The sequence below is a fragment of the Micromonospora sp. DT63 genome, from assembly GCF_049841615.1.
In the GTDB taxonomy this organism is placed as follows: Bacteria; Actinomycetota; Actinomycetes; order Mycobacteriales; family Micromonosporaceae; genus Micromonospora.
Window position 1 is genome coordinate 584633 of the sequence record NZ_JBNCKQ010000002.1, and the last position, 25522, is coordinate 610154.

The 25522-nt window shown below is 69.0% G+C and carries 39 protein-coding genes; 2 read left to right on the forward strand and 37 right to left on the reverse strand.

The features are described 5' to 3' along the window. The first annotated feature begins 22 nt into the window (after window positions 1–22). On the forward strand, window positions 23–568 hold the full coding sequence (locus tag ACLQ27_RS09460; protein WP_357494478.1) for a hypothetical protein: 546 nt from the start codon (window positions 23–25) through the stop codon (window positions 566–568). Window positions 569–646: 78 nt separating this feature from the next. On the opposite strand, the gene ACLQ27_RS09465 is transcribed toward ACLQ27_RS09460, so the two are convergent. The 3 genes from ACLQ27_RS09465 to ACLQ27_RS09475 are packed head-to-tail and all read right to left on the reverse strand — an operon-like array spanning window position 647 to window position 3973. Beyond that, the gene (locus ACLQ27_RS09465; protein ID WP_357494480.1) at window positions 647–1609 is read right to left on the reverse strand and encodes an aldo/keto reductase; all 963 of its coding nucleotides are present in this window, start codon (window positions 1607–1609) and stop codon (window positions 647–649) included. Between the two features lie 37 nt (window positions 1610–1646). After that, a complete protein-coding gene (locus tag ACLQ27_RS09470) occupies window positions 1647–3326 on the reverse strand; it encodes an ABC-F family ATP-binding cassette domain-containing protein (RefSeq protein WP_425866371.1) in 1680 nt (559 codons plus the stop codon). A 41-nt stretch (window positions 3327–3367) separates the two neighbouring features. Next, entirely contained in the window at window positions 3368–3973 is a 606-nt protein-coding gene (locus ACLQ27_RS09475) for a class I SAM-dependent methyltransferase (protein WP_357494484.1), read from the reverse strand. Between the two features lie 102 nt (window positions 3974–4075). Here ACLQ27_RS09475 and ACLQ27_RS09480 point away from each other — a divergent pair, with 102 nt between their 5' ends. Beyond that, a complete protein-coding gene (locus ACLQ27_RS09480) occupies window positions 4076–5128 on the forward strand; it encodes a hypothetical protein (RefSeq protein ID WP_425866373.1) in 1053 nt (350 codons plus the stop codon). Window positions 5129–5200: 72 nt separating this feature from the next. On the opposite strand, the gene truA is transcribed toward ACLQ27_RS09480, so the two are convergent. The 34 genes from truA to tuf form a co-directional block, all read right to left on the reverse strand. After that, window positions 5201–6031: a tRNA pseudouridine(38-40) synthase TruA gene (gene truA, locus ACLQ27_RS09485; RefSeq protein WP_234583430.1), complete on the reverse strand. Its 831-nt coding sequence runs from the start codon at window positions 6029–6031 to the stop codon at window positions 5201–5203. A gap of 68 nt (window positions 6032–6099) precedes the next feature. After that, a complete protein-coding gene (rplQ, locus tag ACLQ27_RS09490) occupies window positions 6100–6657 on the reverse strand; it encodes a 50S ribosomal protein L17 (protein WP_234583431.1) in 558 nt (185 codons plus the stop codon). Window positions 6658–6691: 34 nt separating this feature from the next. Further along, on the reverse strand, window positions 6692–7714 hold the full coding sequence (locus ACLQ27_RS09495) for a DNA-directed RNA polymerase subunit alpha (protein ID WP_007465227.1): 1023 nt from the start codon (window positions 7712–7714) through the stop codon (window positions 6692–6694). Window positions 7715–7812: 98 nt separating this feature from the next. After that, window positions 7813–8439, reverse strand: a complete 627-nt coding sequence (rpsD, locus tag ACLQ27_RS09500) for a 30S ribosomal protein S4 (protein ID WP_007465229.1) — start codon at window positions 8437–8439, stop codon at window positions 7813–7815. A 13-nt stretch (window positions 8440–8452) separates the two neighbouring features. Continuing rightward, window positions 8453–8860 carry a 30S ribosomal protein S11 gene (gene rpsK, locus ACLQ27_RS09505; protein ID WP_007073011.1) on the reverse strand — a complete coding sequence of 136 codons (408 nt, stop codon included), beginning with the start codon at window positions 8858–8860 and terminating at the stop codon, window positions 8453–8455. A gap of 119 nt (window positions 8861–8979) precedes the next feature. Continuing rightward, complete coding sequence (gene rpsM, locus ACLQ27_RS09510; RefSeq protein ID WP_007465236.1) at window positions 8980–9360, reverse strand: 30S ribosomal protein S13; 381 nt, start codon at window positions 9358–9360, stop codon at window positions 8980–8982. A 268-nt stretch (window positions 9361–9628) separates the two neighbouring features. Continuing rightward, window positions 9629–9742, reverse strand: a complete 114-nt coding sequence (gene rpmJ, locus ACLQ27_RS09515; protein WP_012184307.1) for a 50S ribosomal protein L36 — start codon at window positions 9740–9742, stop codon at window positions 9629–9631. 91 nt (window positions 9743–9833) lie between these two features. Beyond that, a complete protein-coding gene (gene infA / locus ACLQ27_RS09520) occupies window positions 9834–10055 on the reverse strand; it encodes a translation initiation factor IF-1 (RefSeq protein ID WP_007073013.1) in 222 nt (73 codons plus the stop codon). Window positions 10056–10388: 333 nt separating this feature from the next. Beyond that, the gene (locus ACLQ27_RS09525) at window positions 10389–10925 is read right to left on the reverse strand and encodes a DUF1707 SHOCT-like domain-containing protein (RefSeq protein WP_425866820.1); all 537 of its coding nucleotides are present in this window, start codon (window positions 10923–10925) and stop codon (window positions 10389–10391) included. A 146-nt stretch (window positions 10926–11071) separates the two neighbouring features. Continuing rightward, a complete protein-coding gene (gene map, locus ACLQ27_RS09530; RefSeq protein ID WP_357574576.1) occupies window positions 11072–11923 on the reverse strand; it encodes a type I methionyl aminopeptidase in 852 nt (283 codons plus the stop codon). A gap of 88 nt (window positions 11924–12011) precedes the next feature. Continuing rightward, complete coding sequence (locus ACLQ27_RS09535) at window positions 12012–12665, reverse strand: adenylate kinase (RefSeq protein WP_007465256.1); 654 nt, start codon at window positions 12663–12665, stop codon at window positions 12012–12014. Then, on the reverse strand, window positions 12666–13994 hold the full coding sequence (gene secY / locus ACLQ27_RS09540) for a preprotein translocase subunit SecY (RefSeq protein ID WP_357494489.1): 1329 nt from the start codon (window positions 13992–13994) through the stop codon (window positions 12666–12668). 231 nt (window positions 13995–14225) lie between these two features. Then, complete coding sequence (gene rplO, locus ACLQ27_RS09545; protein WP_007465260.1) at window positions 14226–14669, reverse strand: 50S ribosomal protein L15; 444 nt, start codon at window positions 14667–14669, stop codon at window positions 14226–14228. Continuing rightward, the gene (rpmD, locus tag ACLQ27_RS09550; RefSeq protein WP_007465262.1) at window positions 14669–14851 is read right to left on the reverse strand and encodes a 50S ribosomal protein L30; all 183 of its coding nucleotides are present in this window, start codon (window positions 14849–14851) and stop codon (window positions 14669–14671) included. The genes rplO and rpmD overlap by 1 nt, the downstream gene beginning before the upstream one ends. Then, the gene (gene rpsE, locus ACLQ27_RS09555) at window positions 14851–15465 is read right to left on the reverse strand and encodes a 30S ribosomal protein S5 (protein WP_007465263.1); all 615 of its coding nucleotides are present in this window, start codon (window positions 15463–15465) and stop codon (window positions 14851–14853) included. Before rpsE ends, rpmD begins: the two co-directional genes overlap by 1 nt. A 34-nt stretch (window positions 15466–15499) precedes the next feature. Beyond that, window positions 15500–15889: a 50S ribosomal protein L18 gene (gene rplR / locus ACLQ27_RS09560; protein ID WP_234583434.1), complete on the reverse strand. Its 390-nt coding sequence runs from the start codon at window positions 15887–15889 to the stop codon at window positions 15500–15502. Then, window positions 15886–16428, reverse strand: coding sequence for a 50S ribosomal protein L6 (rplF, locus tag ACLQ27_RS09565; protein WP_357494492.1), 543 nt, complete (start codon window positions 16426–16428; stop codon window positions 15886–15888). Before rplF ends, rplR begins: the two co-directional genes overlap by 4 nt. Window positions 16429–16444: 16 nt before the next feature. Next, on the reverse strand, window positions 16445–16852 hold the full coding sequence (gene rpsH / locus ACLQ27_RS09570) for a 30S ribosomal protein S8 (RefSeq protein ID WP_007465270.1): 408 nt from the start codon (window positions 16850–16852) through the stop codon (window positions 16445–16447). A gap of 116 nt (window positions 16853–16968) precedes the next feature. Then, a complete protein-coding gene (locus ACLQ27_RS09575; protein WP_007073023.1) occupies window positions 16969–17154 on the reverse strand; it encodes a type Z 30S ribosomal protein S14 in 186 nt (61 codons plus the stop codon). A gap of 1 nt (window position 17155) precedes the next feature. Then, window positions 17156–17722: a 50S ribosomal protein L5 gene (gene rplE, locus ACLQ27_RS09580; protein WP_074314595.1), complete on the reverse strand. Its 567-nt coding sequence runs from the start codon at window positions 17720–17722 to the stop codon at window positions 17156–17158. Further along, window positions 17722–18042, reverse strand: coding sequence for a 50S ribosomal protein L24 (rplX, locus tag ACLQ27_RS09585; RefSeq protein ID WP_007465276.1), 321 nt, complete (start codon window positions 18040–18042; stop codon window positions 17722–17724). The genes rplE and rplX overlap by 1 nt, the downstream gene beginning before the upstream one ends. Further along, on the reverse strand, window positions 18039–18407 hold the full coding sequence (gene rplN / locus ACLQ27_RS09590; RefSeq protein ID WP_007073026.1) for a 50S ribosomal protein L14: 369 nt from the start codon (window positions 18405–18407) through the stop codon (window positions 18039–18041). The genes rplX and rplN overlap by 4 nt, the downstream gene beginning before the upstream one ends. A 97-nt stretch (window positions 18408–18504) precedes the next feature. After that, complete coding sequence (rpsQ, locus tag ACLQ27_RS09595) at window positions 18505–18783, reverse strand: 30S ribosomal protein S17 (protein ID WP_053653938.1); 279 nt, start codon at window positions 18781–18783, stop codon at window positions 18505–18507. Beyond that, a complete protein-coding gene (rpmC, locus tag ACLQ27_RS09600) occupies window positions 18780–19016 on the reverse strand; it encodes a 50S ribosomal protein L29 (RefSeq protein ID WP_007465283.1) in 237 nt (78 codons plus the stop codon). Before rpmC ends, rpsQ begins: the two co-directional genes overlap by 4 nt. Continuing rightward, a complete protein-coding gene (rplP, locus tag ACLQ27_RS09605) occupies window positions 19016–19441 on the reverse strand; it encodes a 50S ribosomal protein L16 (RefSeq protein WP_121653126.1) in 426 nt (141 codons plus the stop codon). Before rplP ends, rpmC begins: the two co-directional genes overlap by 1 nt. A gap of 3 nt (window positions 19442–19444) precedes the next feature. Continuing rightward, on the reverse strand, window positions 19445–20314 hold the full coding sequence (rpsC, locus tag ACLQ27_RS09610; RefSeq protein WP_007465294.1) for a 30S ribosomal protein S3: 870 nt from the start codon (window positions 20312–20314) through the stop codon (window positions 19445–19447). Next, the gene (rplV, locus tag ACLQ27_RS09615; RefSeq protein WP_007465297.1) at window positions 20314–20772 is read right to left on the reverse strand and encodes a 50S ribosomal protein L22; all 459 of its coding nucleotides are present in this window, start codon (window positions 20770–20772) and stop codon (window positions 20314–20316) included. Before rplV ends, rpsC begins: the two co-directional genes overlap by 1 nt. Window positions 20773–20814: 42 nt before the next feature. Continuing rightward, window positions 20815–21096 carry a 30S ribosomal protein S19 gene (gene rpsS / locus ACLQ27_RS09620; protein WP_007465299.1) on the reverse strand — a complete coding sequence of 94 codons (282 nt, stop codon included), beginning with the start codon at window positions 21094–21096 and terminating at the stop codon, window positions 20815–20817. Window positions 21097–21108: 12 nt separating this feature from the next. After that, on the reverse strand, window positions 21109–21948 hold the full coding sequence (gene rplB / locus ACLQ27_RS09625) for a 50S ribosomal protein L2 (protein ID WP_007465301.1): 840 nt from the start codon (window positions 21946–21948) through the stop codon (window positions 21109–21111). 12 nt (window positions 21949–21960) lie between these two features. Then, window positions 21961–22263, reverse strand: a complete 303-nt coding sequence (gene rplW / locus ACLQ27_RS09630) for a 50S ribosomal protein L23 (protein ID WP_088998352.1) — start codon at window positions 22261–22263, stop codon at window positions 21961–21963. Then, entirely contained in the window at window positions 22260–22910 is a 651-nt protein-coding gene (rplD, locus tag ACLQ27_RS09635) for a 50S ribosomal protein L4 (RefSeq protein WP_234583436.1), read from the reverse strand. Before rplD ends, rplW begins: the two co-directional genes overlap by 4 nt. Next, the gene (rplC, locus tag ACLQ27_RS09640; RefSeq protein ID WP_234583437.1) at window positions 22907–23572 is read right to left on the reverse strand and encodes a 50S ribosomal protein L3; all 666 of its coding nucleotides are present in this window, start codon (window positions 23570–23572) and stop codon (window positions 22907–22909) included. Before rplC ends, rplD begins: the two co-directional genes overlap by 4 nt. A gap of 11 nt (window positions 23573–23583) precedes the next feature. Then, on the reverse strand, window positions 23584–23892 hold the full coding sequence (gene rpsJ, locus ACLQ27_RS09645) for a 30S ribosomal protein S10 (protein WP_007073037.1): 309 nt from the start codon (window positions 23890–23892) through the stop codon (window positions 23584–23586). A 350-nt stretch (window positions 23893–24242) separates the two neighbouring features. Beyond that, window positions 24243–25436, reverse strand: a complete 1194-nt coding sequence (tuf, locus tag ACLQ27_RS09650; RefSeq protein WP_234583438.1) for an elongation factor Tu — start codon at window positions 25434–25436, stop codon at window positions 24243–24245. Window positions 25437–25522: the final 86 nt, after the last annotated feature.

Below are 25522 nucleotides of genomic sequence, written 5' to 3' on the forward strand. Positions count from 1 at the left end.
CTCCCTCATCAGTAGTGAGGAGATGTCCGTGACGGGTATCCGCAAGGTGGTGGCCGCCGTGTTCGCCGGGCTGGTCCTGACCCTGCTCTCCGCTGCCCCGGCGGCCGCCCAGGCCGACAAGCTCAAGCTGACGGTGGCCGGCGACGGCGCTCAGGGGGTCACCATCCAGGCCAGCTACCCCGATGGCCGCCGGCTGGACCGGATGGTGCGGTTGGTGCTCACCGCCACCGGCCCGGACGGGCAGCGGGTCGGGCCGGTCCAGCTGGAGCCGCAGCCCGAGGGGCAGGGTTTCTACAGCAGCGGCCCGGTGCTGTCCACCGGCACGTGGAAGGTGACGGTGAACTCCCCCGCTCCGCTGCAGAGCAGGACCACCGCCACGGTGCAGGCCCGGGCGGCGCAGTCACCCCCGGCTCCCAAGCCGGTCGCGGTGACCGCGGACGGGCCGCGCGATCGCGGTGCGGCCGCCGGGTGGTGGCCGTTCGCCGCGGCCGGCCTCGTGCTGGTCGCCGTGGCGATGGGGGTGGCCATGCTGTTCGGCCGCCGCCGCGCCGGCACGCCGAACGACTGACCGAGCGGCGCTTCGGCGCCACCACAACGACCGGGCCGGGCCGCGATGAGCGGCCCGGCCCGTTGTCGTTCGCCGCGCTCAGAGGATGGCGCGCAGTGCCGCCAGGTCGTCGTCGCTGGGCTCCCACGTGCCGGCGGCGGCGTTCGCGTGCACCTGCTCGGGCGTCGTGGCGCCGGCGATCACCGAGGTCACGGCCGGCTGGGCGGCCAGCCCGCCGATCGCCACCTGGAGCATGGTCAGGCCCCGCTCGCCCGCGTACGCCTCGATGGCCTCGATGGTGTCCCAGTCGGCAGCCGCGAGCCGCTCGGCGTACCGGCCACCGCCGGAGAGCCGGCTGCCGGCCGGCGGCTGCTCGCTGCGCTTGTACTTGCCGGTGAGCAGGCCGTTGGCGAGCGGGAAGAACGGCAGCATGCCGAGCCCGAACCGCTCGCACGCCGGGATGATCTCGGTCTCCACCGAGCGTTCCAGCAGGCTGTAGTGGTTCTGGGCGCTGATGAAGCGGGCCCGGCCGTTGGACGAGGCGACCCAGTCGGCGTCGGCGATCTGCCAGCCGGCGAAGTTGGAGTTGCCCAGGTAGCGCACCTTGCCGTCGCGGACCAGGTCGTCCAGGGCGGCGAGGGTCTCGTCGATCGGGGTGCCCGGGTCAGGCTCGTGCATCTGGTACAGGTCGATGTGGTCGGTGCCGAGCCGGCGCAGCGACGCCTCCACCGCGCGCGCGATGTAGCGGCGCGCACCCCGGGCACCGAAGTCCGGCCCGTTGAGGCCGTTCATGTCCATGCCGAACTTGGTGGCCACCACCACGTCGTCCCGGCGGCCCTTGAGTGCCTGCCCGAGCAGCTCCTCGGAGCCGCCCTGCGGCTCGCCGTAGATGTCGGCCGTGTCGAAGAGGTTGATCCCGGCGTCCAGGGCCGCGTCCACCACCGCGCGGGTGCCGTCGAGGTCCAGCTTGCGGCCGAAGTTGTTGCAGCCGATGCCGACGACGGACACCACGAGCCCGGAGTCGCCCAGCCGGCGATAGGTCATCTCAGTCACGAGATCCACCCTATGCCGGCCGGACGCACCGCTGCCCGGTGACCGCTCAGCCCACGTCCCAGACCGGTTCCGGGGTCTCCACCACCTCGCTGTCGCCCCGGAACAGCACGAACCTGTCGAAGGATCGGGTGAACCACCTGTCGTGGGTGACCGCCACCACGGTCCCCTCGAACGCGTTCAGGCCCGCTTCGAGCGCTTCCGCGCTGGCCAGGTCGAGGTTGTCGGTGGGCTCGTCGAGCAGCAGCAGGGTCGCCCCGGACAGCTCCAGCAGCAGCACCAGGAACCGGGCCTGCTGCCCGCCGGAGAGCGTGCCGAACCGCTGGTCGCCCTGCCCGGCCAGCTCGTACCGGCTGAGCACCCCCATCGCCGCGTGCCGGTCCATCCCGGTGCGGTGTTCGTCACCCCGCCACAGGATCTCGACGAGCGTCTTCTCCATCAGCTCCGGCCGGTCGTGGGTCTGGGAGAAGTGCCCGGGGCGGACCCGGGCGCCGAGCCGGGCCGTGCCGTCGTGCGCCACCGGCGCGAGCGCTCCCGCCCCGTCGACCGGCCCGTTCGCCGGGTCGGGATCGGTGCCACCCCGGGCCAGCAGCCGCAGGAAGTGCGACTTGCCGGTGCCGTTGGCACCGAGCACCGCCACCCGGTCGCCGTACCAGATCTCCAGGTCGAAGGGGAATGTCAGGCCGTCCAGCTCCAGCTGCTCGCAGACGACCGCGCGCTTGCCGGTCCGCCCGCCGGTCAGCCGCATCCGGATGTCCTGGTCCTTCGGCGGTACGGGCGGCGGCCCGGCCTCCTCGAACTTGCGCAACCGGGTCTGCGCGGCCTGGTAGCGCGAGGCCAGACCGTCGTTGTACGCGGCCTTCTGCTTGTACATCAGCATCAGTTCGCGCAGCTTCTGGTGTTCTTCGTCCCAGCGTCGGCGCAGCTCGTCGAGGCGGGCGTGCCGGGCGACCCGCGCCTCGTACCAACTGGCGAAGCCACCCGGGTGCACCCAGGCGCTGCCGCCCTCCACCGCGACCACCCGGTCGGCGCTCTGGGCCAGCAGCTCGCGGTCGTGCGAGACGTAGAGCACCGACTTGGTGGACTCGCGCAGCCGCGCCTCCAGCCAGCGTTTGCCGGGCACGTCGAGGAAGTTGTCCGGCTCGTCGAGCAGCAGCACCTCGTCCGGGCCGCGCAGCAGCAGCTCCAGGGCGAAGCGTTTCTGCTGACCACCGGAGAGGGTGCGCACCGGCCGGTCCCGGACGGCGTCCCAGGGCTGGTTGAGCACGATCGTCGCGACGGTGTCGAAGAGCACCTCGGCGTCGTACCCGCCGGCCTCGCCCCAGGCGCCGAGCGCGTCGGCGTACGCCAGCTGGGCCTTGCCCGCGGCGCTGCTGAACTTGCCGCGGACCTCGGCCGCCCGCATGGCCGTCTCGGTCTCGGCGAGCCGGCGGCCGGCGTCGCGCAGCGGCGGCGGGGCCAGCGACAGCGCCAGGTCGGCCAGTGTCGTCTCGTCGCCGATCATGCCGATGAACTGGCGCATCACGCCCAGCCCGCCGGCCCGCGCGACGGTGCCGGTACGCACCGCCAGGTCGCCGGCGACCATCCTCAGCAGCGTCGTCTTTCCCGCGCCGTTCGGCCCGACCAGGGCTACCTTGGCGCCCTCCCCGACCCGGAACGACACGTCGGCGAAGAGTTCCCGACCGTCGGGCAGGATGTGCCCGACCGCTGCCACGTCCACGTATCCCACGCCGGGATCCTGCCCCAGCGGGGGCCGGGAGGGACATCCAATTACCGGGTGACCCGCAGCACCCGGAAGCCCTTCTGGCTGGCGTGCCGCTCGACGTGCCAACCCTGGTCGACGATCCAGCGCTGCAGTGAGTCGCCGCCGAGGTGCCGGGCGACGACAAGCCAGCCGACGCCGTCCGGGGCGAGTCGGGGCAGCCACCGCAGCAACAGCTCGTGCAACTCGTCCTTGCCGATGCGGATGGGCGGGTTGGACCACAGCTGCGCGAACAGCAGGTCCGCCGGCACGTCGTCAGGTGCGCTGACGCGGATCCGGTCGGCGGCGCCGATCCGGGCCGCGTTGGCGGCGGTCAGCTCGCGGGCGCGGGCGTTGACGTCGACAGCCCAGACGGTGGCCGCCGGTGCCACGTCGGCCAGCACACAGGCGATCGGGCCGAACCCGCAGCCGAGGTCGAGCAGGGCACCGGCGGTGTCGGCGGCGGGCAGCTCGGCCTTGCGCAGCAGCACCGCGGTGCCGGGGTCGAGGCGGCTGGCGGAGAAGACACCGCCCGCCGAGACGAGCTGGTAGTCGCGGTCGGCGACGGAGAACTCGACGTCGCGCGCCGGCGCATCGCTGGCGGGCTGCGCGGTGAAGTAATGGTCGCCGGTCACGCCGGCAATTCTCGCACCGGCTCGGGCGGGCCACGACACGGCCCACAGCCGCATTTCCCAATATTACCCCCTAAAGGGACAATGGCTCCTACTCTGGGCGACATGGTGTATCGGTACGAGTCCGAAGAGGACGCATTCGAGGACCCGGAGCCCGGGTCCGACCTGGCCGTGCTCGGCGCCGGTCCGCCTCCGCCGGCCGGCCCCTCACCGTCCCGCTTTCCCGCTCCGTCGTTGCCCCGGCCCAACCAGCTGATGCTGCCGTCGACCCAGCCGCCGCCGGTCACCCGCGTCAGCACCCCGGTCGCGGCCCCGCGCAGTCAGGTCTACACGTCGGCCCAGCCGGTGGAGCCGCCCACCCGCCGCGGCGGCGGGCGGCTCTGGCAGGTGCTGGTCGGCGGTGCGGCAGTCCTGGTCCTGCTCGCGCTCTGCGGCCTGGGCGCCGCCGCGCTGCTGGTGGACAACGACCCGACGCCACAGACCACCCCGACGCACCAGCCGAACGTCGCCGCGTCCGCCTCCGCACAGCGGCAGGATCTCGACTCGCGGGACACCGACCAGGCGCCGCTCACCGCGAAGGAACTCTTTCCCGGCAAGGAGGTGAAGCTCGCCGACGGCCAGAGCGCCTACGAGATCCTCAAGACACACTCCAGCGGCAGTTGCGCAGTCGCCGCCACCGACGAGGTTGCCGACCTGCTCGTCCGGCTCGGCTGCAACCAGGTCGTCCGGGCGACGTTGCGGGCGCCCGGCGGCGACCACCTGGTCACCGCGGGCCTGTTCAACCTCACCGACAAGGTCAGCGCCGAACGGGCCCGGGACCGGATCCGGCAACTCCTCGACGACCGGCAGGGCCGGTTCCGGGGGCTGACCGCCGGCGACGACACCGATGTCCTGGCCACCGCTCCGGCCCGCGTCGGCTGGCAGGTCCGGGGCCACTACCTGGCGTACGCGCTGGTGGTCCGCGCGGACGGAGCCGCGGTCAAGCCCGGCGATGCCAAGATCCGGGAGATCCTGTTCGACATGATCGAGGCGCACCTCAGCCGGGGCGTCCTGCAACGGCGGGCCGACAGCGGCACGGCAGGCCAACCAACTGCAGCGCCGACCGAGGGCAGCGGAACCCAGAGCGGCAGCGACGACGGCGAACTCCCCGGAGACTGATCCGCACCACCGCCCGCCGGGTGTGCCGCCCACCGGTGGCACACCCGTCGGCGTCTGCGGCCCGGCCGCCGGTCAGCCCTCGACGGGCACGCGCAGGCGGCGCGTCAGGTCCGCGCGGCGGGCGTAGTCGGCCGGGTCGGCCGGGTAGCCGACCGCGACGAGGGTGAGGCCGTGCGCCGGAGCCACCGTCACCTCGCTGGAGCGCTCCTGACGGTCGAGCAGGCTGCCCGGCCACTGGACCGCCCGACGGCCGTCGCCGGCCGCGAGCATCGCCCCCACCAGGCTGCGGACCATCGCCTGGCAGAACGCGTCGGCCTGCACGGTGGCGACCAGGATGCCGTCCGGGTCGCGCCGCCAGTCCAGCCGGGTCACCTCGCGCAGCGTCGTCGCGTTCTCCTTGCGCCTGCAGTACGCGGCGAAGTCGTGCTCACCGACCAGCCCCGCCGCAGCGGCGTTCAGGGCGGTCAGGTCCAGCGGTCGCGGCCAGGCCAGCACCTCGTGCCGGCGTAGCGGCTCGGCGCCGTACGGGGCGTCGGTCACCCGGTACTCGTAGCGCCGGAAGGTGGCCGAGAAGCGGGCGTCGAAGTCGGCCGGCACCTCCGACATCGCCCGTACCCGCACGTCGGTGGGGAGCAACCGCGCGAGCCGGCGCAGCAGCCGCCCCTCGTGCTGGCGCCACACCTCGGCGGGAAGGTCCAGGTGGCAGACCTGCCCGCTGGCGTGCACCCCCGCGTCGGTGCGACCCGCGACGGTCAGACCGGTCGCCGTGCCCGCGCCGAGGACCAGGTCCAGGGTCTCGACGAGCACCCCGGCGACGGTCCGCCGGGTCGGCTGGGGCGCCCAGCCGGAGAAACCGGCGCCGTCGTACGAGACGTCCAGCCGCAGCCGGATCCGCTCGTCCACCTCGTACCTCCTCTTACGGGTCGGGCCCGACACCCCGAAAGGGGTGCCGGGCCCGATGTTGCCCTTGGTCAGGCCTTGTTCTCGGTGGCCTCGTCGCTGTCCTCGCGGGCGGCGTCGGTGTCACCGGACGCCGACACCGGCGCCTCGGAGTCCTGGTCGGCCGGAGCCGACTTCGGGGCCTCCTCGGCCGGGGCGAGCGCCTCGACCTTGTCCTGCTGCGCGGCCTTGCGAGCGGCGGTCTTCTTGTTCACCTTCGGCTCGGCGACCTGAAGCTCCTCCACCAGCTCGATGATGGCCATCGGCGCGTTGTCACCCTTGCGCGGACCGGTCTTCACGATCCGGGTGTAACCGCCGGGGCGGTTGGAGTACCGGGGCGCGATCTGGTCGAACAGGGCGTAGACAACGTCCTTGTCCTTGACGACACCCAGCACCCGCCGCCGCGAGGCGAGGTCACCGCGCTTGGCCTTGGTGATGAGCTGCTCGGCCAGCGGGCGCAGCCGCCGGGCCTTCGTCTCGGTGGTCTGGATCTTGCCGTGCTGGAACAGCGCGGTCGCCAGGTTGGCGAGCATCAGCCGCTCGTGCGAGGGGCTGCCGCCGAGGCGGGGGCCCTTGGTGGGCGTGGGCATTTTTGGTGCTCCTCAGTTGTGGCGGCAGCGCGGACTAGAGCTGCTCGGTCTCGCGGTAGTCGTCGGTGTCGTAGTCGGCCTCGCCGAAGGTGTCCACGACGTGCGCCGGGTCGAAGTTCGGAGCCGAGTCCTTCAGCCCGAGACCCATCCCGGCGAGCTTCATCTTGACCTCGTCGATCGACTTCTGACCGAAGTTACGGATGTCGAGGAGGTCGGCCTCGGTACGCCCGATGAGCTCACCAACGGAGTTGATGCCCTCGCGCTTGAGGCAGTTGTAGGAGCGGACGGTGAGGTCCAGCTCCTCGATCGGCAGAGCGAGGTCCGCCGCCAGCTGGGCGTCCTGCGGGGACGGCCCGATGTCGATGCCCTCGGCGGTCTCGTCCAGCTCCCGGGCCAGCCCGAACAGCTCCACCAGCGTCGAACCGGCGGAGGCCAGCGCGGTACGCGGGCCCATCGACGGCTTGGTCTCGACGTCGATGATGAGCCGGTCGAAGTCGGTGCGCTGCTCGACGCGGGTCGCCTCGACGCGGTACGTCACCTTCAGCACCGGCGAGTAGATCGAGTCGACCGGGATGCGGCCGATCTCGGCGCCGGACTGCTTGTTCTGTGCAGCCGTCACGTAGCCCCGGCCCCGCTCGACGGTCAGCTCCATGTCGAGCCGGCCCTTGCCGTTGAGGGTCGCGAGCTTGAGGTCCGGGTTGTGCACCGAGACGCCGGCCGGGGGCTGGATGTCGCCCGCCGTCACGTCGCCCGGGCCCTGCTTGCGCAGGTACATGCTGACCGGCTCGTCGTGCTCGGAGCTGACGCACAGCTCCTTGATGTTCATGACGAGCTCGACCACGTCCTCCTTGACACCGGGGATCGTGGTGAACTCGTGCAGCACGCCGTCGATCTTGATCGAGGTGACCGCCGCACCCGGGATCGACGACAGCAGCGTGCGCCGCAGCGAGTTGCCCAGGGTGTAGCCGAAGCCCGGCTCGAGCGGCTCGATGGCGAACCGCGACCGGGTCTCGTTGATCGACTCCTCGGAGAGGGAGGGTCGCTGGCTGATGAGCATGTTGTCTCTTCTCTTCCGGGACGCCCGCTATTTGACGTCCACGACACAAACTGTTCCGGTGGCCCGCCCCGAAGGGCGGGCCACCGCAACGAGCCCGACTACTTGGAGTAGAGCTCGACGATCAACTGCTCCTGGACCTGCGTGTCGATGACCTGCCGGGCCGGGAGGGAGTGCACGAGCACCTTCATCTGGCTGGGGATTGCCTCCAGCCAGGCCGGCACCGTCTTCGAACCGGCCTGAGCCTGCGCCACCACGAACGGGGTGAGCTCCTTGCTCTTGCCCCGGACCTCGATGATGTCGTGCTCCTTGACGCGGTACGACGGGATGTCGACCTTCTTGCCGTTCACCGTGAAGTGACCGTGCTTGACCAGCTGGCGGGCCATGTCCCGCGAGTGGGCGTAGCCGGCCCGGTAAACGACGTTGTCCAGCCGCGACTCGAGGATCTGCAGGAGGACCTCACCGGTCTTGGCCTGCTTGCCAACGGCTTCCTCGTAGTAACCGCGGAACTGCTTCTCCAGCACGCCGTAGACACGACGGGCCTTCTGCTTCTCACGGAGCTGGAGCAGGTACTCCGTCTCCTTGGTGCGGCCGCGGCCGTGCTGCCCGGGCGGGAACGGCCGGGACTCGAACGGGCACTTCGGACCATCGCACTTGCTGCCCTTGAGGAACAGCTTCATCTTCTCCCGCCGGCAACGGCGGCAGTCTGCACCGGTGTAACGAGCCATCTCTCTCTACCTCTCAGACCCGGCGACGCTTCGGCGGACGGCACCCGTTGTGCGGCTGCGGGGTGACGTCGGAGATCTGCCCGACCTCGAGGCCCACTGCCTGCAGCGAACGGATGGCGGTCTCCCGGCCGGAGCCGGGGCCCTTGACGAACACGTCGACCTTGCGCATGCCGTGCTCCATGGCGCGACGCGCGGCGGCCTCGGCGGCCAGCTGCGCGGCGAACGGAGTCGACTTGCGGGAGCCCTTGAAGCCCACCTGGCCAGCGGAGGCCCAGGAGATGACCGCACCGGTCGGGTCCGTGATGGACACGATGGTGTTGTTGAACGTGCTCTTGATGTGCGCCTGCCCGTGGGCGACGTTCTTGCGTTCCTTGCGCCGGACCTTCTTGACAGCGGCTCCGGCACGAGCCTTCGGTGGCATAAGTCTGTGCGCTCCTGAATGGGTTCTGTGGCTTGTCGCCCCGTTGATGACGTAGACACCGGTTCCGGTTGGAGCCCGGCCTACCTCGACGGAGAACGACCAGAATTCCGGTTAAAGAATTACTTCTTGCCGGGCTTCTTCTTGCCGGCGACGGTCCGCTTCGGGCCCTTGCGGGTCCGTGCATTGGTCTTGGTCCGCTGGCCACGCACGGGCAGGCCCCGGCGGTGCCGGATGCCGGCGTAGCAGCCGATCTCGACCTTGCGGCGGATGTCAGCGGCGACCTCGCGGCGCAGGTCGCCTTCAACCTTGTAGTTGCCCTCGATGTGGTCGCGGAGCTGCACGAGCTCCTCGTCCGTGAGGTCCCGAGCGCGCTTGTCCGGCGAGATGCCGGTAGCGGCGAGTGTCTCCAGGGCGCGGGTGCGACCGACCCCGAAGATGTAGGTGAGCGCGATCTCCATCCGCTTCTCGCGGGGGAGATCCACGCCGACTAGACGTGCCATGTGCGGGCGTACTCCTCGTGATGTGTGGCGGAGGTGTGGACCCGTCCCACCCCGCTACCGGCCGTCCCGTCTTTCCGACGCTGTCAGCGCCGGCGACCGGGATCGGTCGCTGCCCGAGCGGGCCCCGGCCTCCGACCGGGGGTCAGCCACGAGAGGAGTACGTCTTCACGTACCGCTCGCGGCTGGGACGAGCATGTGTGATGTGTGTGTCGCTAAGGATCTGCCCGAAGCAACGCCACCCGGCCGTGTCCGGCCGGACGGGCTGAGATCAGCCCTGGCGCTGCTTGTGGCGCGGGTCGGTGCAGATGACCATGACCCGGCCGTGCCGGCGGATAACCCGGCACTTGTTGCAGATCCTCTTGACGCTCGGCTTGACCTTCACGGTTGCCTTACTTCCCATCTGGCCCGGGAACGCGCGAGGCGCGAGACCGGACGTCGAAGACGGACACGGGACTTCCCGGCCGCCGTCAGGACTACTTGTAGCGGTAGACGATGCGCCCGCGGGTCAGGTCGTACGGCGAGAGTTCGACGACGACCCGGTCCTCCGGCAGGATGCGGATGTAGTGCTGCCGCATCTTGCCGCTGATGTGAGCCAACACCTTGTGGCCGTTCGCGAGCTCCACCCGGAACATGGCGTTCGGCAGGGGCTCGATGACCCGACCCTCGATCTCAATGGCTCCGTCTTTTTTCGGCATGTCCTCCGCTGTCCTGACGTCGATTGCTCCGGGCGGCCCACAACGTCTTACACGGGAAACTGACCATGATCAGAAGCCCGCGCCAGCCGCGGCTCCAGGTCCCACCGAAGCGCAGGGTGGGCATGCCGGAGTGGACGCTGTGCGCCGAACAGAAAGTGTACGCCGGCCTGCACGCCGTCGCCAAACCGGCCACCCACGGCGGCCTCGCGTCGGCCACCGCTCCCCCGCCCAGCCCTCCGATGATCTCCGCGGACCGGCGTCCCACCGAATGTCGATCATGAGCTTGTCGAGGCGAAACACCGCGATCGATCATGATCATCGGCTGCGGGTGGGTCAGGTTGTGGGCCCGGGACCCTCCGGCCCCTCGGTGCGCAGCTCCCGCTTGGCCCGCTTGCGCTCACGCCGGCGCTCGCGCTCGATCGCCTGGCGGCGGGGCTCTCCTCCGGCCAGCCCACCGACCGTCCGGAGCACCAGCACCGCACCCCAGGGCCCGGCCACCCACACCGGCCAGAAGTACTGCAGTTCCTGGCTCAGCAGCGACGTCACGCCCCAGATGGTCACCACGATGGCGACCACCCGCACGTACGGCAGCCACACCTCGGCCAGCCAGCGACCGACGTGGCCGCGCCCGAGCGAGCCGAGCCGAGCGACGGGCGGCTCTGCCGGCGCGGTGGCCGGTCGCAGGGCCGAATGCTCCGGTGGCGCCACCGGGGGCAGATCGGTGAGCAGGGCGTCCAGCTCGGCGTACGTGCGTGCCGCGTACGCGCGCTGCACCCGCTCGTCGTACTCGTGCAGGTCCAACCGTCCCTCACCGAGGGCGGCCCTCAGCCGGTCGGCAACCATCTCACGGTCCGCGTCCGCGGCTCGCATCCTGTCGCGCCCGTCCATGCCGGCAAGCATGCCACCGTCACGCCAGTCCGCCCGACCCCCGACGCCGGTTGATCATGAAGTTGTCGCCAACCGCACCGGCGTGTCAGGGCAACAACTTCATGATCAACGGGCGGGGTGGGCTGGGGTCAGGGGGTCTTGGTTTCTGCGGGTTGGCGGGCGGTCACCAGGTCGCCCAGGCGGGCGCGGCCGCCGTCGAAGGCCGTGAGCACCCACACACCGTCGGGCAACAGCGCCATCGAGTGCTCGACGTGCGCCGCTACCGACCCGTCCCGGGTGACGACAGTCCAACCGTCGGCCAGTTCGACAGTACGCGGGGACGCCATGGTGATCATGGGCTCGATCGCCAGCGCCATCCCGGGGACGAGACGCGGCCCCTTGCCCGGCCGGCCGTGGTTGAGCACGTGCGGGTCCTGATGCATCTCGGTGCCGATGCCGTGGCCACCGTAGCCGTCGACGATGCCGTACCGGCCGCCCTTGCGGACCGCCGTCTCCACCGCGTACGAGATGTCGGTGAGCCGCCCCTTGCCACTTGCCGCTCCACGCGCCGCGGCGGCGATGCCCGCCCACATCGCGTCCTCGGCGACCTCGGCCATCTTGAGCAGCGCCGGGTCGACGTCGCCCACCCCTACGGTGATCGCCGAGTCCCCGTGCCACCCGTTGAGCACCGCGCCGCAGTCGATCGAGATGAGGTCACCCTCGGCGAGCACCTGCTCCGGCGAGGGGATGGCGTGCACGATCTGCTCGTTGACCGACGAGCAGATCGACGCCGGGAAGCCGTGGTAGCCCTTGAAGGACGGGACGGCGCCCGCCTCGCGGATCGTCGACTCGGCGATGGCGTCCAGATCCGCGGTGCTCACACCCGGGGCCACCGCCTCGCGCATCCGGCGCAGGGCCTCGGCGACCACGAGCCCGGCCGCGCGCATCTTCTCGATCTGGTCAGGGGTCTTCAGCTGGATGTCCAGCTGGGGACGACGCATGGAGCGGTTACCTTTCGTGGCTATTCAGCGGGGCACGTCTCGCGTACCCCGCTGTTCGCACTCTATCCGCCGTGGCGGGGGGAGAACCTCAGCCGCCGTACGACCGCAGGGCGTCGATGGCCCGGGTGGTGACGTCCTCCACCGGACCGGTGGCGTCGATCCCGACCAGCTTGCCCTGGGCGCCGTAGTAGTCGACCAGGGGCGCGGTCTTCTCGCTGTACTCCCGCAGGCGGGTGGCGATGGTCTCCGGCTTGTCGTCGTCGCGCTGGAACAGCTCGGCGCCGCACCTGTCACAGATGCCCGGCCGGGTGGTGGCGTCGAACTCGACGTGCCAGATCTTGCCGCAACCCCGGCAGGTGCGCCGGCCGGAGAGCCGCCGGATCACCTCGTCGTCGTCGACCACCAGCTCCAGGACCAGATCCAGGGCGGTGCCCAGATCGGCGAGGAGCTTGTCCAGAGCGGCGGCCTGCGGAGTCGTCCGCGGGAAGCCGTCGAGCAGAAAGCCCTCGCTCGCGTCCGGCTCGGCGAGCCGGTCCCGGACCATGTTGATGGTGACCTCGTCCGGAACCAGCTCGCCTGCGTCCATGTAACGCTTCGCCTCGACGCCGAGCGGCGTGCCCTGGGTGACGTTCGAGCGGAAGATGTCTCCGGTCGAGATCTTGGGTACCGACAGGTGCGCGGCGACGAACTCTGCCTGCGTGCCCTTACCCGCACCCGGCGGGCCAACCAGAACGAGTCTCATCTACCGCAGGAACCCTTCGTAGTTCCGCTGCATGAGTTGGCTCTCGATCTGCTTCACGGTCTCGAGACCGACGCCGACCATGATGAGCACAGCGGTGCCACCGAACGGGAAGTTCTGGTACTGCTGGCTGTCCAGCCAGATGAAGAAGAAGTTCGGCAGGATCGAGATGATGCCGAGGTAGAGCGCGCCCGGCAGGGTGATCCGGCTGAGGATGAAGTCCAGGTAGTCGGCCGTCGGCTTGCCCGGCCGGATACCCGGCACGAACCCGCCGTACTTCTTCATGTTGTCCGCGACCTCGGTCGGGTTGAACGTGATCGAGACGTAGAAGTACGTGAAGAAGATGATCAGCAGGAAGTAGACCGAGATGTAGATCGGGCTGTTCGGAGCGACCAGGTTGTTCTGGATCCACGCCTGGACCTTGCCCGGGTCGTTCTGGTCGAAGAACTGGAGCGCCAGCTGCGGAAGGTACAGCAGCGACGAACCGAAGATGACCGGGATGACACCCGCCTGGTTGACCTTCAGCGGGATGTAGGTCGAGGTGCCGCCGTACATCCGCCGGCCGATCATCCGCTTGGCGTACTGCACCGGGATCCGGCGCTGCGCCTGCTCGATGAAGGTGACCGCGGTGATGACCACCAGAACCAGCGCGATGACGAGCGCGAACTTGCCCCAGCCCTGGCTGGTCTTGATCTGCCAGCCCTCACCGGGCAGCCGGGCCGCGATCGAGGTGAAGATCAGGACGGACATGCCGTTGCCGACGCCGCGGTCCGTGATCAGCTCACCGAGCCACATGACCATGCCGGTGCCGGCGGTCATGGTGATCACCAGGATGGACAGGGTCAGCCAGTCCGGGATGCCGGTGCCCTCGGGGATGATCGGGAACTGGTCGCAGCGGTTCTGGAACAGCTGCCCCGAGCGGGCCAGGGCCACGAACGCCGAGGCCTGCAGCACGCCGAGACCGAGCGTCAGGTAGCGGGTGTACTGCGTGATCTTCGCCTGACCGGCCTGGCCCTCCTTGCGGAGCTGCTCCAGACGCGGGATCACGACGGTCAGCAGCTGCAGGATGATCGACGCGGTGATGTAGGGCATGATGCCCAGCGCGAAGACCGAGAGCTGTAGCAGCGCCCCGCCGGAGAAGAGGTTGAGCAGATTCAGCGGGCCCGTCGTCTCACCGGAGATGGAGTCGAGGCACTTCTGCACGTTGCCGTACGAGACGCCCGGGCTGGGGAGCGTGGCACCCAGCCGGTAGACCGCGATGATGCCTACTGTGAACAGCAGCTTCTTGCGCAGGTCAGGCGTACGGAACGCACTGAGAAAGGCGGACAGCAACTTCTTCCTCCTGCGCGAGGCGGGCCGCCGGTGATCCCTGGCGGGTGGGGGTGGATCACGGGCGAGTGCCCGCAATCCATGGCTGGGATGGGACTCTAACAGCCCTGTCCCGCTCCGGGCAGGTGTGCCCGGCTACATAAACCGAATCCGATATTACCGGGCGCACACGCCCCAGGCAGACCTAGGCGCCCGCCAGTTATTCACAACTGACGGGCGCCGAGGTCGTACGCCTTACAGCTCGGTGGCGGAGCCACCGGCGGCAGCGATCTTCTCCTTGGCCGACGCGCTGAACGCGTGCGCCGACACCTGGAGCGCCACCCCGCCGAGGTCCCCGGTGCCGAGGACCTTGACCGGCTGGCCCTTGCGGACAGCGCCGGCCTCGACCAGCTCGAGCGGGCCAACCTGGCCGCCGTTCGGGAACAGCTCGGCGAGCCGGTCCAGGTTGACCACCTGGAAGACCACCTTGAACTTGTTCTTGAAGCCCTTCATCTTCGGCAGGCGCATGTGGATGGGCATCTGCCCACCCTCGAACGCCGCCGAGATGTTCTTGCGGGCCTTGGAGCCCTTCGTACCGCGACCAGCGGTCTTGCCCTTGGAACCCTCACCGCGACCCACACGGGTCTTAGCGGTCTTGGAACCGGGCGCCGGGCGCAGGTGGTGAACCTTGATCGTCATTACTCGACCTCCTCGACCTTCACGAGGTGGCTCACAGTGAAGATCATGCCGCGGATCTCGGGCCGGTCCTCCTTGACCACCACGTCGTTGATCCGCTTGAGACCGAGCGAACGCAGCGACTCACGCTGGTTGTGCTTGGTCCCGATACCGGACCGGAGCTGGGTGACCTTCAGACGTGCCATCAGCGCGCCACCCCCGCACGAGACGCCAGCATGGCGGCCGGCGCGACGTCCTCCACCGGCAGGCCACGACGCGCCGCGACCTGCTCGGGGGACTCAAGCCCCTTCAGGGCCGCCACGGTGGCGTGCACGATGTTGATCGGGTTCGACGAGCCGAGGCTCTTGGAGAGCACGTCGTGGATCCCGGCGCACTCCAGCACGGCGCGCACCGGACCACCGGCGATGACACCCGTACCGGCCGAGGCCGGCTTGAGCAGCACGACGCCAGCGGCGTCCTCACCCGTGACCGGGTGCGGGATCGACTGGCCGATCCGCGGAACCTTGAAGAAGTGCTTCTTGGCCTCCTCGACACCCTTGGCGATCGCCGCGGGCACCTCCTTGGCCTTTCCGTAGCCCACGCCGACCGTGCCGTCGCCGTCGCCCACGATCACCAGGGCGGTGAAGCTGAAGCGACGACCACCCTTCACGACCTTGGCGACGCGGTTGATCGCGACGACCCGCTCAAGGTGCGGGGTCTTCTCGACGGGCGCGTTTCCGCGGCCGCCCTCACGGCGGTTGTCGCGGCGACCACCCTCGTTGCCACCGGACCCGCCGCCACGGCGCTGTTGACCTGGCATCAGCAGCCTTCCTTATCTCTCGTGACGGGGTTGTTTAGAACTCGAGCCCGGCTTCGCGGGCGGCGTCGGCAAGCGCGGCGACTCGCCCCGCGTACCGGTTGCCACCGCGGTCGAAGACGACCTTGGAGACGCCGGCGGCCTTGGCCCGCTCGGCGAGCAGGGCGCCCACCTTGCCGGCCAGGGCGCTCTTGTCGCCCTCCGTGCCACGCAGCGAGGCGTCCAGGCTCGACGCCGACGCCAGGGTGTGACCCTTGGTGTCGTCGACGATCTGGGCAACCATGTGCCGCAGCGAGCGGGTGACGACCAGGCGCGGACGCTCGGCCGTACCACTGACGTTCTTGCGGACGCGGAAGTGCCGACGCGCACGCCCGACGGCGCGCTTGGCGGCAACGCCGCGGCGGCGCTTGAGCAGCGTGGCGCTCACTTCTTACCTGCCTTTCCAGCCTTGCGGCGGATGACCTCGCCCTGGTACTTCACGCCCTTGCCCTTGTAGGGCTCCGGCGGGCGGATCTTCCGGATGTTGGCGGCGACCTCACCGACCTGCTGCTTGTCGATGCCGGCCACGTGGAACAGGGTCGGCCGCTCCACCGTGAAGGTGATGCCCGCCGGCGCGGGAACGAGCACCGGGTGCGAGAACCCGAGCGCGAACTCGAGGTCCGAACCCTTGGCCGTGACCCGGTAACCGGTGCCGGCGATCTCCAGGCTCTTGCGGTAGCCCTCGGTCACGCCGACGATCATGTTGGCGACCAGGGTACGGCTCAGGCCGTGCAGCTCCTTGGCCTTGCGCTCGTCGTTCGGGCGGTTGACGTTCAGCTGCCCGTCCTCCGCGCGCTCGATCGTGATCGGGTCGGCGATCGTGTGCTGGAGCTCGCCCTTCGGGCCCTTGACCTTGACGGTCTGCCCGTCGATCGTGATGTCGACGCCGGCTGGTACCGGGATCGACTTACGTCCAATTCGCGACATTTCTACCAGTCTCCCGTTACCAGACGAAGGCGAGGACTTCCCCGCCAACACTCCGCTTGCGGGCCTGCCGGTCGGTCAGCAGCCCCTGGGACGTCGAAATGATCGCCACGCCCAGCCCACCGAGCACCCGCGGGAGCCCGTCCGACTTGGCGTACACCCGGAGACCGGGCTTGGACACGCGCTTGATGCCGGCCAGGCTCCGCTCCCGGTTCTGGCCGTACTTCAGCTCGACGACCAGTCGCTTGCCGACGGCGCCCTCCTCGGGCTCCTCGACCGACCAGGTGGCGATGTAACCCTCGGCCTTCAAGACCTCGGCGATGTTCGCCTTGATCTTGGAGTAGGGCATCTTCACCTGATCGTGGTACGCCTGGTTGGCGTTACGCAGACGCGTGAGCATGTCTGCGATCGGGTCGGTCATCGTCATGGATTTCGTCAGCCTTTCTCGCCGGGGTTCCCGGGGCACCAGCCCCGGGCCTACGGCGAAGAGCAATACCTAATCGGTGCAGGAGTTCCCGGCCGACAGCCGGGACGCGGTCGCCCTTACCAGGAAGCCTTGGACACACCCGGCAGCTCACCGCGGTGGGCCATCTCCCGGATGCAGACCCGGCAGAGCCCGAACTTGCGGTAGACCGCCTTCGGACGCCCGCACCGCTGGCAGCGGGTGTACGCGCGAACCGAGAACTTCGGCTTCGCGGCCGCCTTGAGGATCAGCGCCTTCTTGGCCATCTCAGTTCTCCTTGAACGGGAAGCCCAGGAGCTTGAGCAGCGCCCGGCCCTCGTCGTCGGTCGTGGCGGTGGTGACCACCGTGATGTCCATGCCCCGCTGGCGATCGATCCGGTCCTGGTCGATCTCGTGGAACACCGACTGTTCGGTCAGACCGAACGTGTAGTTGCCGTGCCCGTCGAGCTTGCGCCCGTCCAGACCGCGGAAGTCGCGGATACGCGGCAACGCGATGGACAGCAGCCGGTCCAGGAACTCCCACATACGGTCGCCGCGGAGGGTCACCTTCGCGCCGATCGGCATGCCCTCGCGGAGCTTGAACTGCGCGATGGACTTGGTCGCCCGCCGCACCTGCGGCTTCTGGCCGGTGATCGTGGCGAGGTCGCGGACCGCGCCGTCGATCAGCTTGGCGTCGCGAGCAGCCTCGCCGACACCCATGTTGACGACGATCTTGACCAGCCGCGGCACCTGCATGGGGTTGCCGTAGCTGTGCTGCTCACGCAGCTGGGCCACGATCTCGTTGCGGTACCGCTCCTTGAGGCGCGGCATGGTCTTTTCGGTAGCCGTGGTCATCACAGGTCCTTACCGGTGCTACGCGCGATGCGGACCTTCTGGCCGTTGTCGTCGATCCGGTAACCGACGCGGGTCGGCTTGCCGTCGGAGTCCAGGACCTGCACGTTCGAGACGTGGATCGGGGCCTCCTGGGTGACGATGCCGCCGGTCTTGGCGCCACGCTGGGTGGTGCTGATGCGGGTGTGCTTCTTGACCCGGTTCACGCCCTCGACCAGGACCTTGTCCTGCCGCGGGTAGGCCGCAATGACCTTGCCCTTGGCACCCTTGTCCTTGCCGGCGATGACGACGACCGTGTCGCCCTTCTTGACCTTCACGGTCACAACACCTCCGGCGCGAGGGAAATAATCTTCATGAACCGCTTGTCCCGCAGCTCCCGGCCCACCGGGCCGAAGATGCGGGTACCGCGCGGGTCCCCACCGTCCTTGATGATGACGGCGGCGTTCTCGTCGAAGCGGATGTACGAGCCGTCCGGCCGCCGCTTCTCCTTGGCCGTGCGAACGACGACCGCCTTGACGACGTCGCCCTTCTTCACACCGGCACCCGGGATCGCGTCCTTGACCGTGGCCACGATGACGTCGCCGATGCTCGCGTAGCGCCGACCGGAGCCACCGAGAACCCGGATGCACAGGATCTCCCGAGCACCCGTGTTGTCGGCGACGCGCAGTCGCGACTCCTGCTGAATCACGTCTATCTCCTATGTCTGCCGGTTCTCCGGCCGCCGTGGCGGCCGGAGCCTGGCGGAACCAACGCCCGACGCAACGCCGGGCGAGCTCGAGCCTTCGCTACTTGGCCTTTTCCAGGATCTCCACGATCCGCCAACGCTTGGTGGCGCTCAGCGGCCGGGTCTCCATGATCAGGACCCGGTCGCCGGTGCCAGCGGCGTTCTGCTCGTCGTGCACCTTCAGCTTGCTCGTACGACGCATGATCTTGCCGTACAGCGCGTGCCGAACCCGGTCCTCGACCTCGACCACGACGGTCTTGTCCATCTTGTCGCTGACCACCAGGCCCTCGCGAACCTTACGGCGCGCGCGGGTGGCGTCAGTGGTGGTGTTCTCGGTCATGATGCAGTCACCTCAGTCGGCGCGGCCGAGAGCCCCAGCTCGCGCTCGCGCATGATCGTGTAGATCCGGGCGATCTCCCGACGGATGACCTGCAGCCGCCGGTTGTTGTCCAGCTGCCCGGTTGCGGCCTGCACGCGGAGGTTGAACAGCTCCGCCTTGGCCTCCCGCAGCTTCGTGACCAGCTCCTCCTCGGAGAGCTCACGCAGCTCGGTCGCCTTAACGCCCGCTGCCATCAGGATTCACCCACTTCGCGCGTAACAATGCGGCACTTCATCGGGAGCTTGTGGATCGCGCGACGCATGGCCTCACGCGCGATCTGCTCGTTGGGGAAGGACATCTCGAAGAGAATCCGACCCGGCTTCACGTTGGAGACCCACCACTCGGGCGAACCCTTACCGGAACCCATCCGGGTCTCGGCAGGCTTCTTGGTGAGGGCCTGGTCCGGGAAGATCGTGATCCAGACCTTGCCGCCACGCTTGATGTGACGGGTCATCGCGATACGCGCCGACTCGATCTGGCGGTTGGTCACGTACGCCGGCTCGAGAGCCTGGATCCCGAACTCGCCGAACACCACCCGGTTACCACCCTTGGACGCGCCACTGCGGTCCGGGTGGTGCGGCTTGCGGAAGCCCTTCGGGGGCTTGCGCGGCATCAGCATCTGTCAGCCCTCCTGCTGCGTTTCTGCCGGAGCAGCCGCAGCCGCGACAGCAGCGCTGTCGACCGGCTCGCCACTCGGCGTCTCGGCCTGCTGCGCGATGGTGGTCGCAGCAGCCCGACCGGCCTCGGTGCCACCAGCGGTCGTGCCGGACGAACCGGACCGGCCACGGCGCGGACGCTCGGGACGGTCGCCACGCTCACCACGGCGCGGGCGCGACGGACCGGCCTCGGCCGGAGCCTCCCGGCCCGGAACCGCGTCGCCCTTGTAGATCCAGACCTTCACGCCGATCCGGCCGAAGGTGGTACGGGCCTCGAAGAAGCCGTACTCGATGTTGGCCCGCAGCGTGTGCAGCGGAACCCGGCCCTCGCGGTAGAACTCGGTCCGGCTCATCTCGGCGCCGCCGAGGCGACCCGAGACCTGAACCCGGATGCCCTTGCAGACCGGGTTCTTCATGGCCGACTGCATGGCCTTGCGCATCGCCCGACGGAAGCTGACCCGGCTGGACAGCTGCTCGGCCACGCCCTGCGCGACGAGCTGAGCGTCCGACTCGGGGTTCTTCACCTCGATGATGTTCAGCTGGACCTGCTTGCCGGTGAGCTTCTCGAGCTCGCCGCGGATCCGGTCGGCCTCCGCACCCTTACGGCCGATGACGATGCCCGGCCGGGCGGTGTGGATGTCGACGCGGACGCGGTCGCGGGTGCGCTCGATGTCGACCTTGGAAATCCCGGCACGCTCGAGGCCCTTGGACATCATGCGGCGGATCTTGACATCCTCGCCGATGTAGTCCTTGTAGAGCTTGTCCGCGAACCAGCGGGACTTCCAGTCGGTCGAGATGCCGAGCCGGAACCCAGTGGGGTGAACCTTCTGACCCATTACTCGGCGTCCTCCGTCTTGCTCTGCGCTTCGGCCGGTGCGGCCTCCGTGGCCGGGGCGGCCTTCTTCGCCGCGGCCTTCCTCGGCGCTGCCGGCGCGACCGCCTCGACCGCCACGGTGATGTGGCAGGTGCGCTTGCGGATCCGGTACGCCCGACCCTGTGCCCGCGGCTGGAACCGCTTCATCGTCGGGCCCTCGTCCACGAACGCCTCGCTGACGAGCAGCGCGTCGGGGTCCAGCCGCTCGTTGTTCTCCGCGTTGGCGATCGCGCTAGCGAGCACCTTGTACACCTGCTCGCTCGCAGCCTGCGGCGCGAACTGCAGCACCGTTAGCGCCTCCTTCGCGGGCAGGCCGCGGACGAGGTTGACCACCCGGCGCGCCTTCATCGGCGAGATGCGCACGTGCCGCGCAACCGCCCGCGCGCCCGGAAGCACCGGAGCGTCGCCCTTTCCTGGCATCGCTGTAACCCCTTGTTCCCTCTATCCGTATGCCTGGCGGCGTCAGCGCCGACGGCTCTTCCGGTCGTCCTTCTCGTGACCCTTGAACGTGCGGGTCAGCGCGAACTCGCCGAGCTTGTGCCCGACCATCGCCTCGGTCACGAACACCGGGACGTGCTTGCGTCCGTCGTGCACGGCGATCGTGTGCCCGAGCATCTCGGGGATGATCGTCGAGCGCCGCGACCAGGTCTTGATCACGTTCTTCGAGCCCTTGTCGTTCTGCACTTCCACCTTCTTGAGCAGGTGGTCGTCTACGAACGGGCCCTTCTTGAGGCTGCGAGGCATGTCTTATCTCCCTCAGCCGCGCTTACGCGTGGCGTAGCGGCGGCGGACGATCAGCTTGTCGCTCGGCTGGCCCTTACGGCGGGTGCGGCCCTCGGGCTTACCCTGCGGGTTGACCGGGTGGCGACCACCGGAGGTCTTACCCTCACCACCACCGTGCGGGTGGTCGACCGGGTTCATGGCGACACCACGGACGGTCGGGCGCTTGCCCTTCCACCGCATACGGCCGGCCTTACCCCAGTTGATGTTCGACTGGTCGGCGTTGCCGATCTCGCCGACGCTCGCGCGGCAGCGCACGTCCACCCGCCGGATCTCGCCGGACGGCATACGCAGGGTCGCGTACGCGCCCTCACGGCCGAGCAGCTGGATGCCGACGCCGGCGGAACGGGCCAGCTTGGCCCCGCCGCCCGGACGCAGCTCCACGTTGTGGATCGTGGTACCGACCGGGATGTTGCGCAGCGGCAGGTTGTTACCCGGCTTGATGTCGGCGCCCGGACCGGACTCGACGCGGTCGCCCTGCTTCATGTCCTTCGGCGCGATGATGTACCGCTTCTCGCCGTCGGCGTAGTGCAGCAGCGCGATGCGCGCCGTGCGGTTCGGGTCGTACTCGATGTGAGCGACCTTCGCCGGCACGCCGTCCTTGTCGACCCGCTTGAAGTCGATCAGACGGTACTGGCGCTTGTGACCGCCACCGTGGTGCCGCGTGGTGATCCGGCCGTGGGCGTTACGCCCGCCCTTCTTCGGCAGCGGAGCCAGCAGCGACTTCTCCGGCGTGGACCGGGTGATCTCGGCGAAGTCGGCGACGCTGGAGCCACGTCGGCCCGGCGTCGTCGGCTTGTACTTACGGATAGCCATTGTCTACACCCCTCAGCTGACCGGGCCGCCGAAGGCCTCGATACGGTCACCGTCAGCCAGCTTCACGATCGCCCGCTTGGTCGCCTTGCGCTGACCGAAGCCGGTCTTGGTGCGCTTGCGCTTGCCCTGGCGGTTGAGCGTGTTGACCGTCAGGACGCGGACGTCGAAGATCTGCTGGATAGCGATCTTGATCTCGGTCTTGTTCGCGTCCGGGTGCACCAGGAAGGTGTACCAGTTCCGGTTCAGCTCGCTGTAGCTCTTCTCCGAGACGACCGGCGCCACGATGATGTCGCGCGGGTCGGCGATCGTGCTCACTTGCCACCCTCCTCGGTGGTCTCGGCGGGCACGCCCAGGAACTCGTCCAGGGCGTCCTTGGTGAAGACCACGTCGTCGGCCACCAGCACGTCGTACGTGTTCAGCTGGCCGGACTCGATCAGGTGCACCCGCGGCTCGTTGCGCAGCGACACCCAGTTCAGCTCGTCGGTGCTGCTCAGCACGACGAGAACCCGACGGGCCTCGGTGAGCTTGGTCAGCGTGGCCAGTGCGGCCTTGGTCGACGGCTTCTCGCCCGAGACGAACGCCTCGACGACGTGCACCTGCCCGGCGCGTGCCCGGTCCGAGAGGGCACCGCGGAGCGCGGCGGCCTTCATCTTCTTCGGGGTCCGCTGGCTGTAGTCGCGCGGCACGGGACCGTGCACCACGCCACCGCCGGCGAACTGCGGCGCGCGGATCGAGCCCTGCCGGGCGCGACCGGTGCCCTTCTGCTTGTACGGCTTCTTGCCGCCACCGGCGACCTCGCCGCGGGTCTTGGCCTTGTGCGTGCCCTGTCGGGCCGCCGCGAGCTGGGCCACCACGACCTGGTGCATCAGCGCGACGTTGGCCTGCACGTCGAAGATGTCAGCCGGCAGCTCGACGGAGCCGCTGGTGCTGCCTTCGACGGTGCGCACGTCAACGGTGGTCACTTGGCCGCACCGCCCTTCTTCACCTTGCTCTTGGCCGCGGTACGGACCAGAACGAGCGCGCCCTTGGGACCAGGAATGGCACCCCGGACGAGCAGCAGGTTGTTCTCGGTGTCGACCGCCTGGACGGTGAGGTTCTGCACGGTGTAGCGCACGCCACCCATGCGGCCGGCCATCCGGGTGCCCTTGAAGACACGACCCGGGGTGGCGCAGGCGCCGATGGAGCCGGGCGAGCGGTGCTTGCGCTCGACACCGTGGCTGGCGCGCAGACCGTGGAAGCCGTGACGCTTCATCGGGCCGGCGTAGCCCTTGCCCTTGGTCTTGCCGGTGACGTCGATCGTGACGCCGACCGGGAACTCCTCGACCGTGACCTCCTGGCCCAGCGAGTATTCCCCGGCGTCCGTGGTGCGCAGCTCGACGATGTGCCGGCGCGGCGCCACGTCCGCCTTCGCGTAGTGCCCGCTGATCGGCTTCTTGACCTTGCGCGGGTCGATCGTGCCGTACGCGAGCTGGACCGCGGAGTAACCGTCCTTCTCGGCGCTACGAACCTGGCTGATGACGCACGGGCCGGCCTCGACCACGGTCACGGGAACAACCTTGTTGTTGTCCCAGACCTGGGTCATGCCGAGCTTGGCGCCCAGGATCCCCTTGACTTGCCTGTCCATTTGTCCGGTCCCTACAGCTTGATCTCGATGTCGACGCCAGCCGGCAGGTCGAGGCGCATGAGCGAGTCGACCGTCTTCGGGGTCGGGTCGATGATGTCGATCAGCCGCTTGTGCGTGCGCATCTCGAAGTGCTCGCGCGAGTCCTTGTACTTGTGCGGCGAGCGGATAACGCAGAAACGGTTGATCTCCGTGGGCAGCGGCACCGGGCCCGCGACCTGCGCCCCGGTGCGCGTCACCGTCTCGACGATCTTCCGAGCCGAGGAGTCGACGACCTCGTGGTCATAGGCCTTGAGCCGGATGCGGATCTTCTGTCCCGCCATGGTGGCTTCTGTTCCTTCTCTCGATGCCGCTGTGTTGCGGGCGCCTGTACCGGCTGGCACAGGCCCACTTCGCCGACCCCCGCGGTCGGGCGTGTCGCGCCCTCGGGCCGGGCTCCGCCCCGTGGTTCCGGAGTGGTGCTGACCGCGCGGTGGGTCAAGGCGCCGATCGCATTACCGCGACCTGAACGCCGTGCGAGGGTGGTTGGCGACTGGGCCGCCAACCACCCTACGCTCGACTGTCTCGCCACCCGGAGGTTCAGCGAAAGCCGAACACAGGCGACGAACTGTCGTTACGCAACCTGACTAGTATGCCGCACGACCGGCGGCGGGTCTAATCGGGGTTACCTAGCTCACTTGATGATCTTGGTGACGAACCCGGCGCCGACGGTGCGGCCACCCTCGCGGATCGCGAACTTGAGGTTGTCCTCCATGGCGATGGGCTGGATCAGCTTCACCGACATGGTGGTGTTGTCACCCGGCATGACCATCTCGGTGCCCTCGGGGAGGGTGACGACACCGGTGACGTCCGTGGTCCGGAAGTAGAACTGCGGACGGTAGTTCTGGAAGAACGGGGTGTGCCGGCCGCCCTCCTCCTTGGAGAGGATGTAGACCGTCGCCTCGAACTCCGTGTGCGGGGTCGTGGTGCCCGGCTTGACGACCACCATGCCGCGCTCGACGTCCTCGCGCTTGATGCCACGCAGCAGCAGACCGACGTTCTCGCCCGCGCGGGCCTCGTCGAGCAGCTTGCGGAACATCTCGATGCCGGTGCAGACCGTCTTCTGCGACTTCTCGCGGATACCGACGATCTCCACCTCCTCGTTCGGCTTGAGGATGCCGCGCTCGGCGCGACCCGTGACGACGGTGCCACGACCGGTGATCGTGAAGACGTCCTCGATCGGCATGAGGAACGGCCGCTCGGTCTCACGCTCCGGCTGCGGGATCGCGGTGTCGACCGCGGTCATCAGGTCCAGGAGCTTGCCGGTCCACTCGGGGTCACCCTCGAGGGCCTTCAGCGCCGAAACCCGAACGACCGGCAGGTCGTCACCCGGGTACTCCTGCGAGGAGAGCAGCTCACGGACCTCGAGCTCGACGAGCTCCAGGAGCTCCTCGTCGTCGACCATGTCGCTCTTGTTGAGCGCCACGACGATGTACGGCACGCCAACCTGACGCGCGAGCAGCACGTGCTCACGGGTCTGCGGCATCGGGCCGTCGGTCGCCGCGACCACCAGGATCGCGCCGTCCATCTGCGCGGCACCGGTGATCATGTTCTTGATGTAGTCCGCGTGGCCGGGGCAGTCGACGTGCGCGTAGTGCCGCGCCTCGGTCTGGTACTCGACGTGCGCGATCGAGATCGTGATACCGCGGGCCTTCTCCTCCGGCGCCTTGTCGATCTCGTCGAACGGCGTGTAGGGGTTCAGGTCGGGGTACTGGTCGTGCAGGACCTTGGTGATGGCCGCCGTCAGCGTCGTCTTACCGTGGTCGATGTGACCAATGGTGCCGATGTTGACGTGCGGCTTAGTCCGCTCGAACTTCGCCTTCGCCACTGGTGTCCTCCTGTGGACTTCTTGGTTCGTACGCCCGGCGCGCCGGTCGGCGCTTAGGACTCTGTCGACAGCCTTTCCGGCCTGAC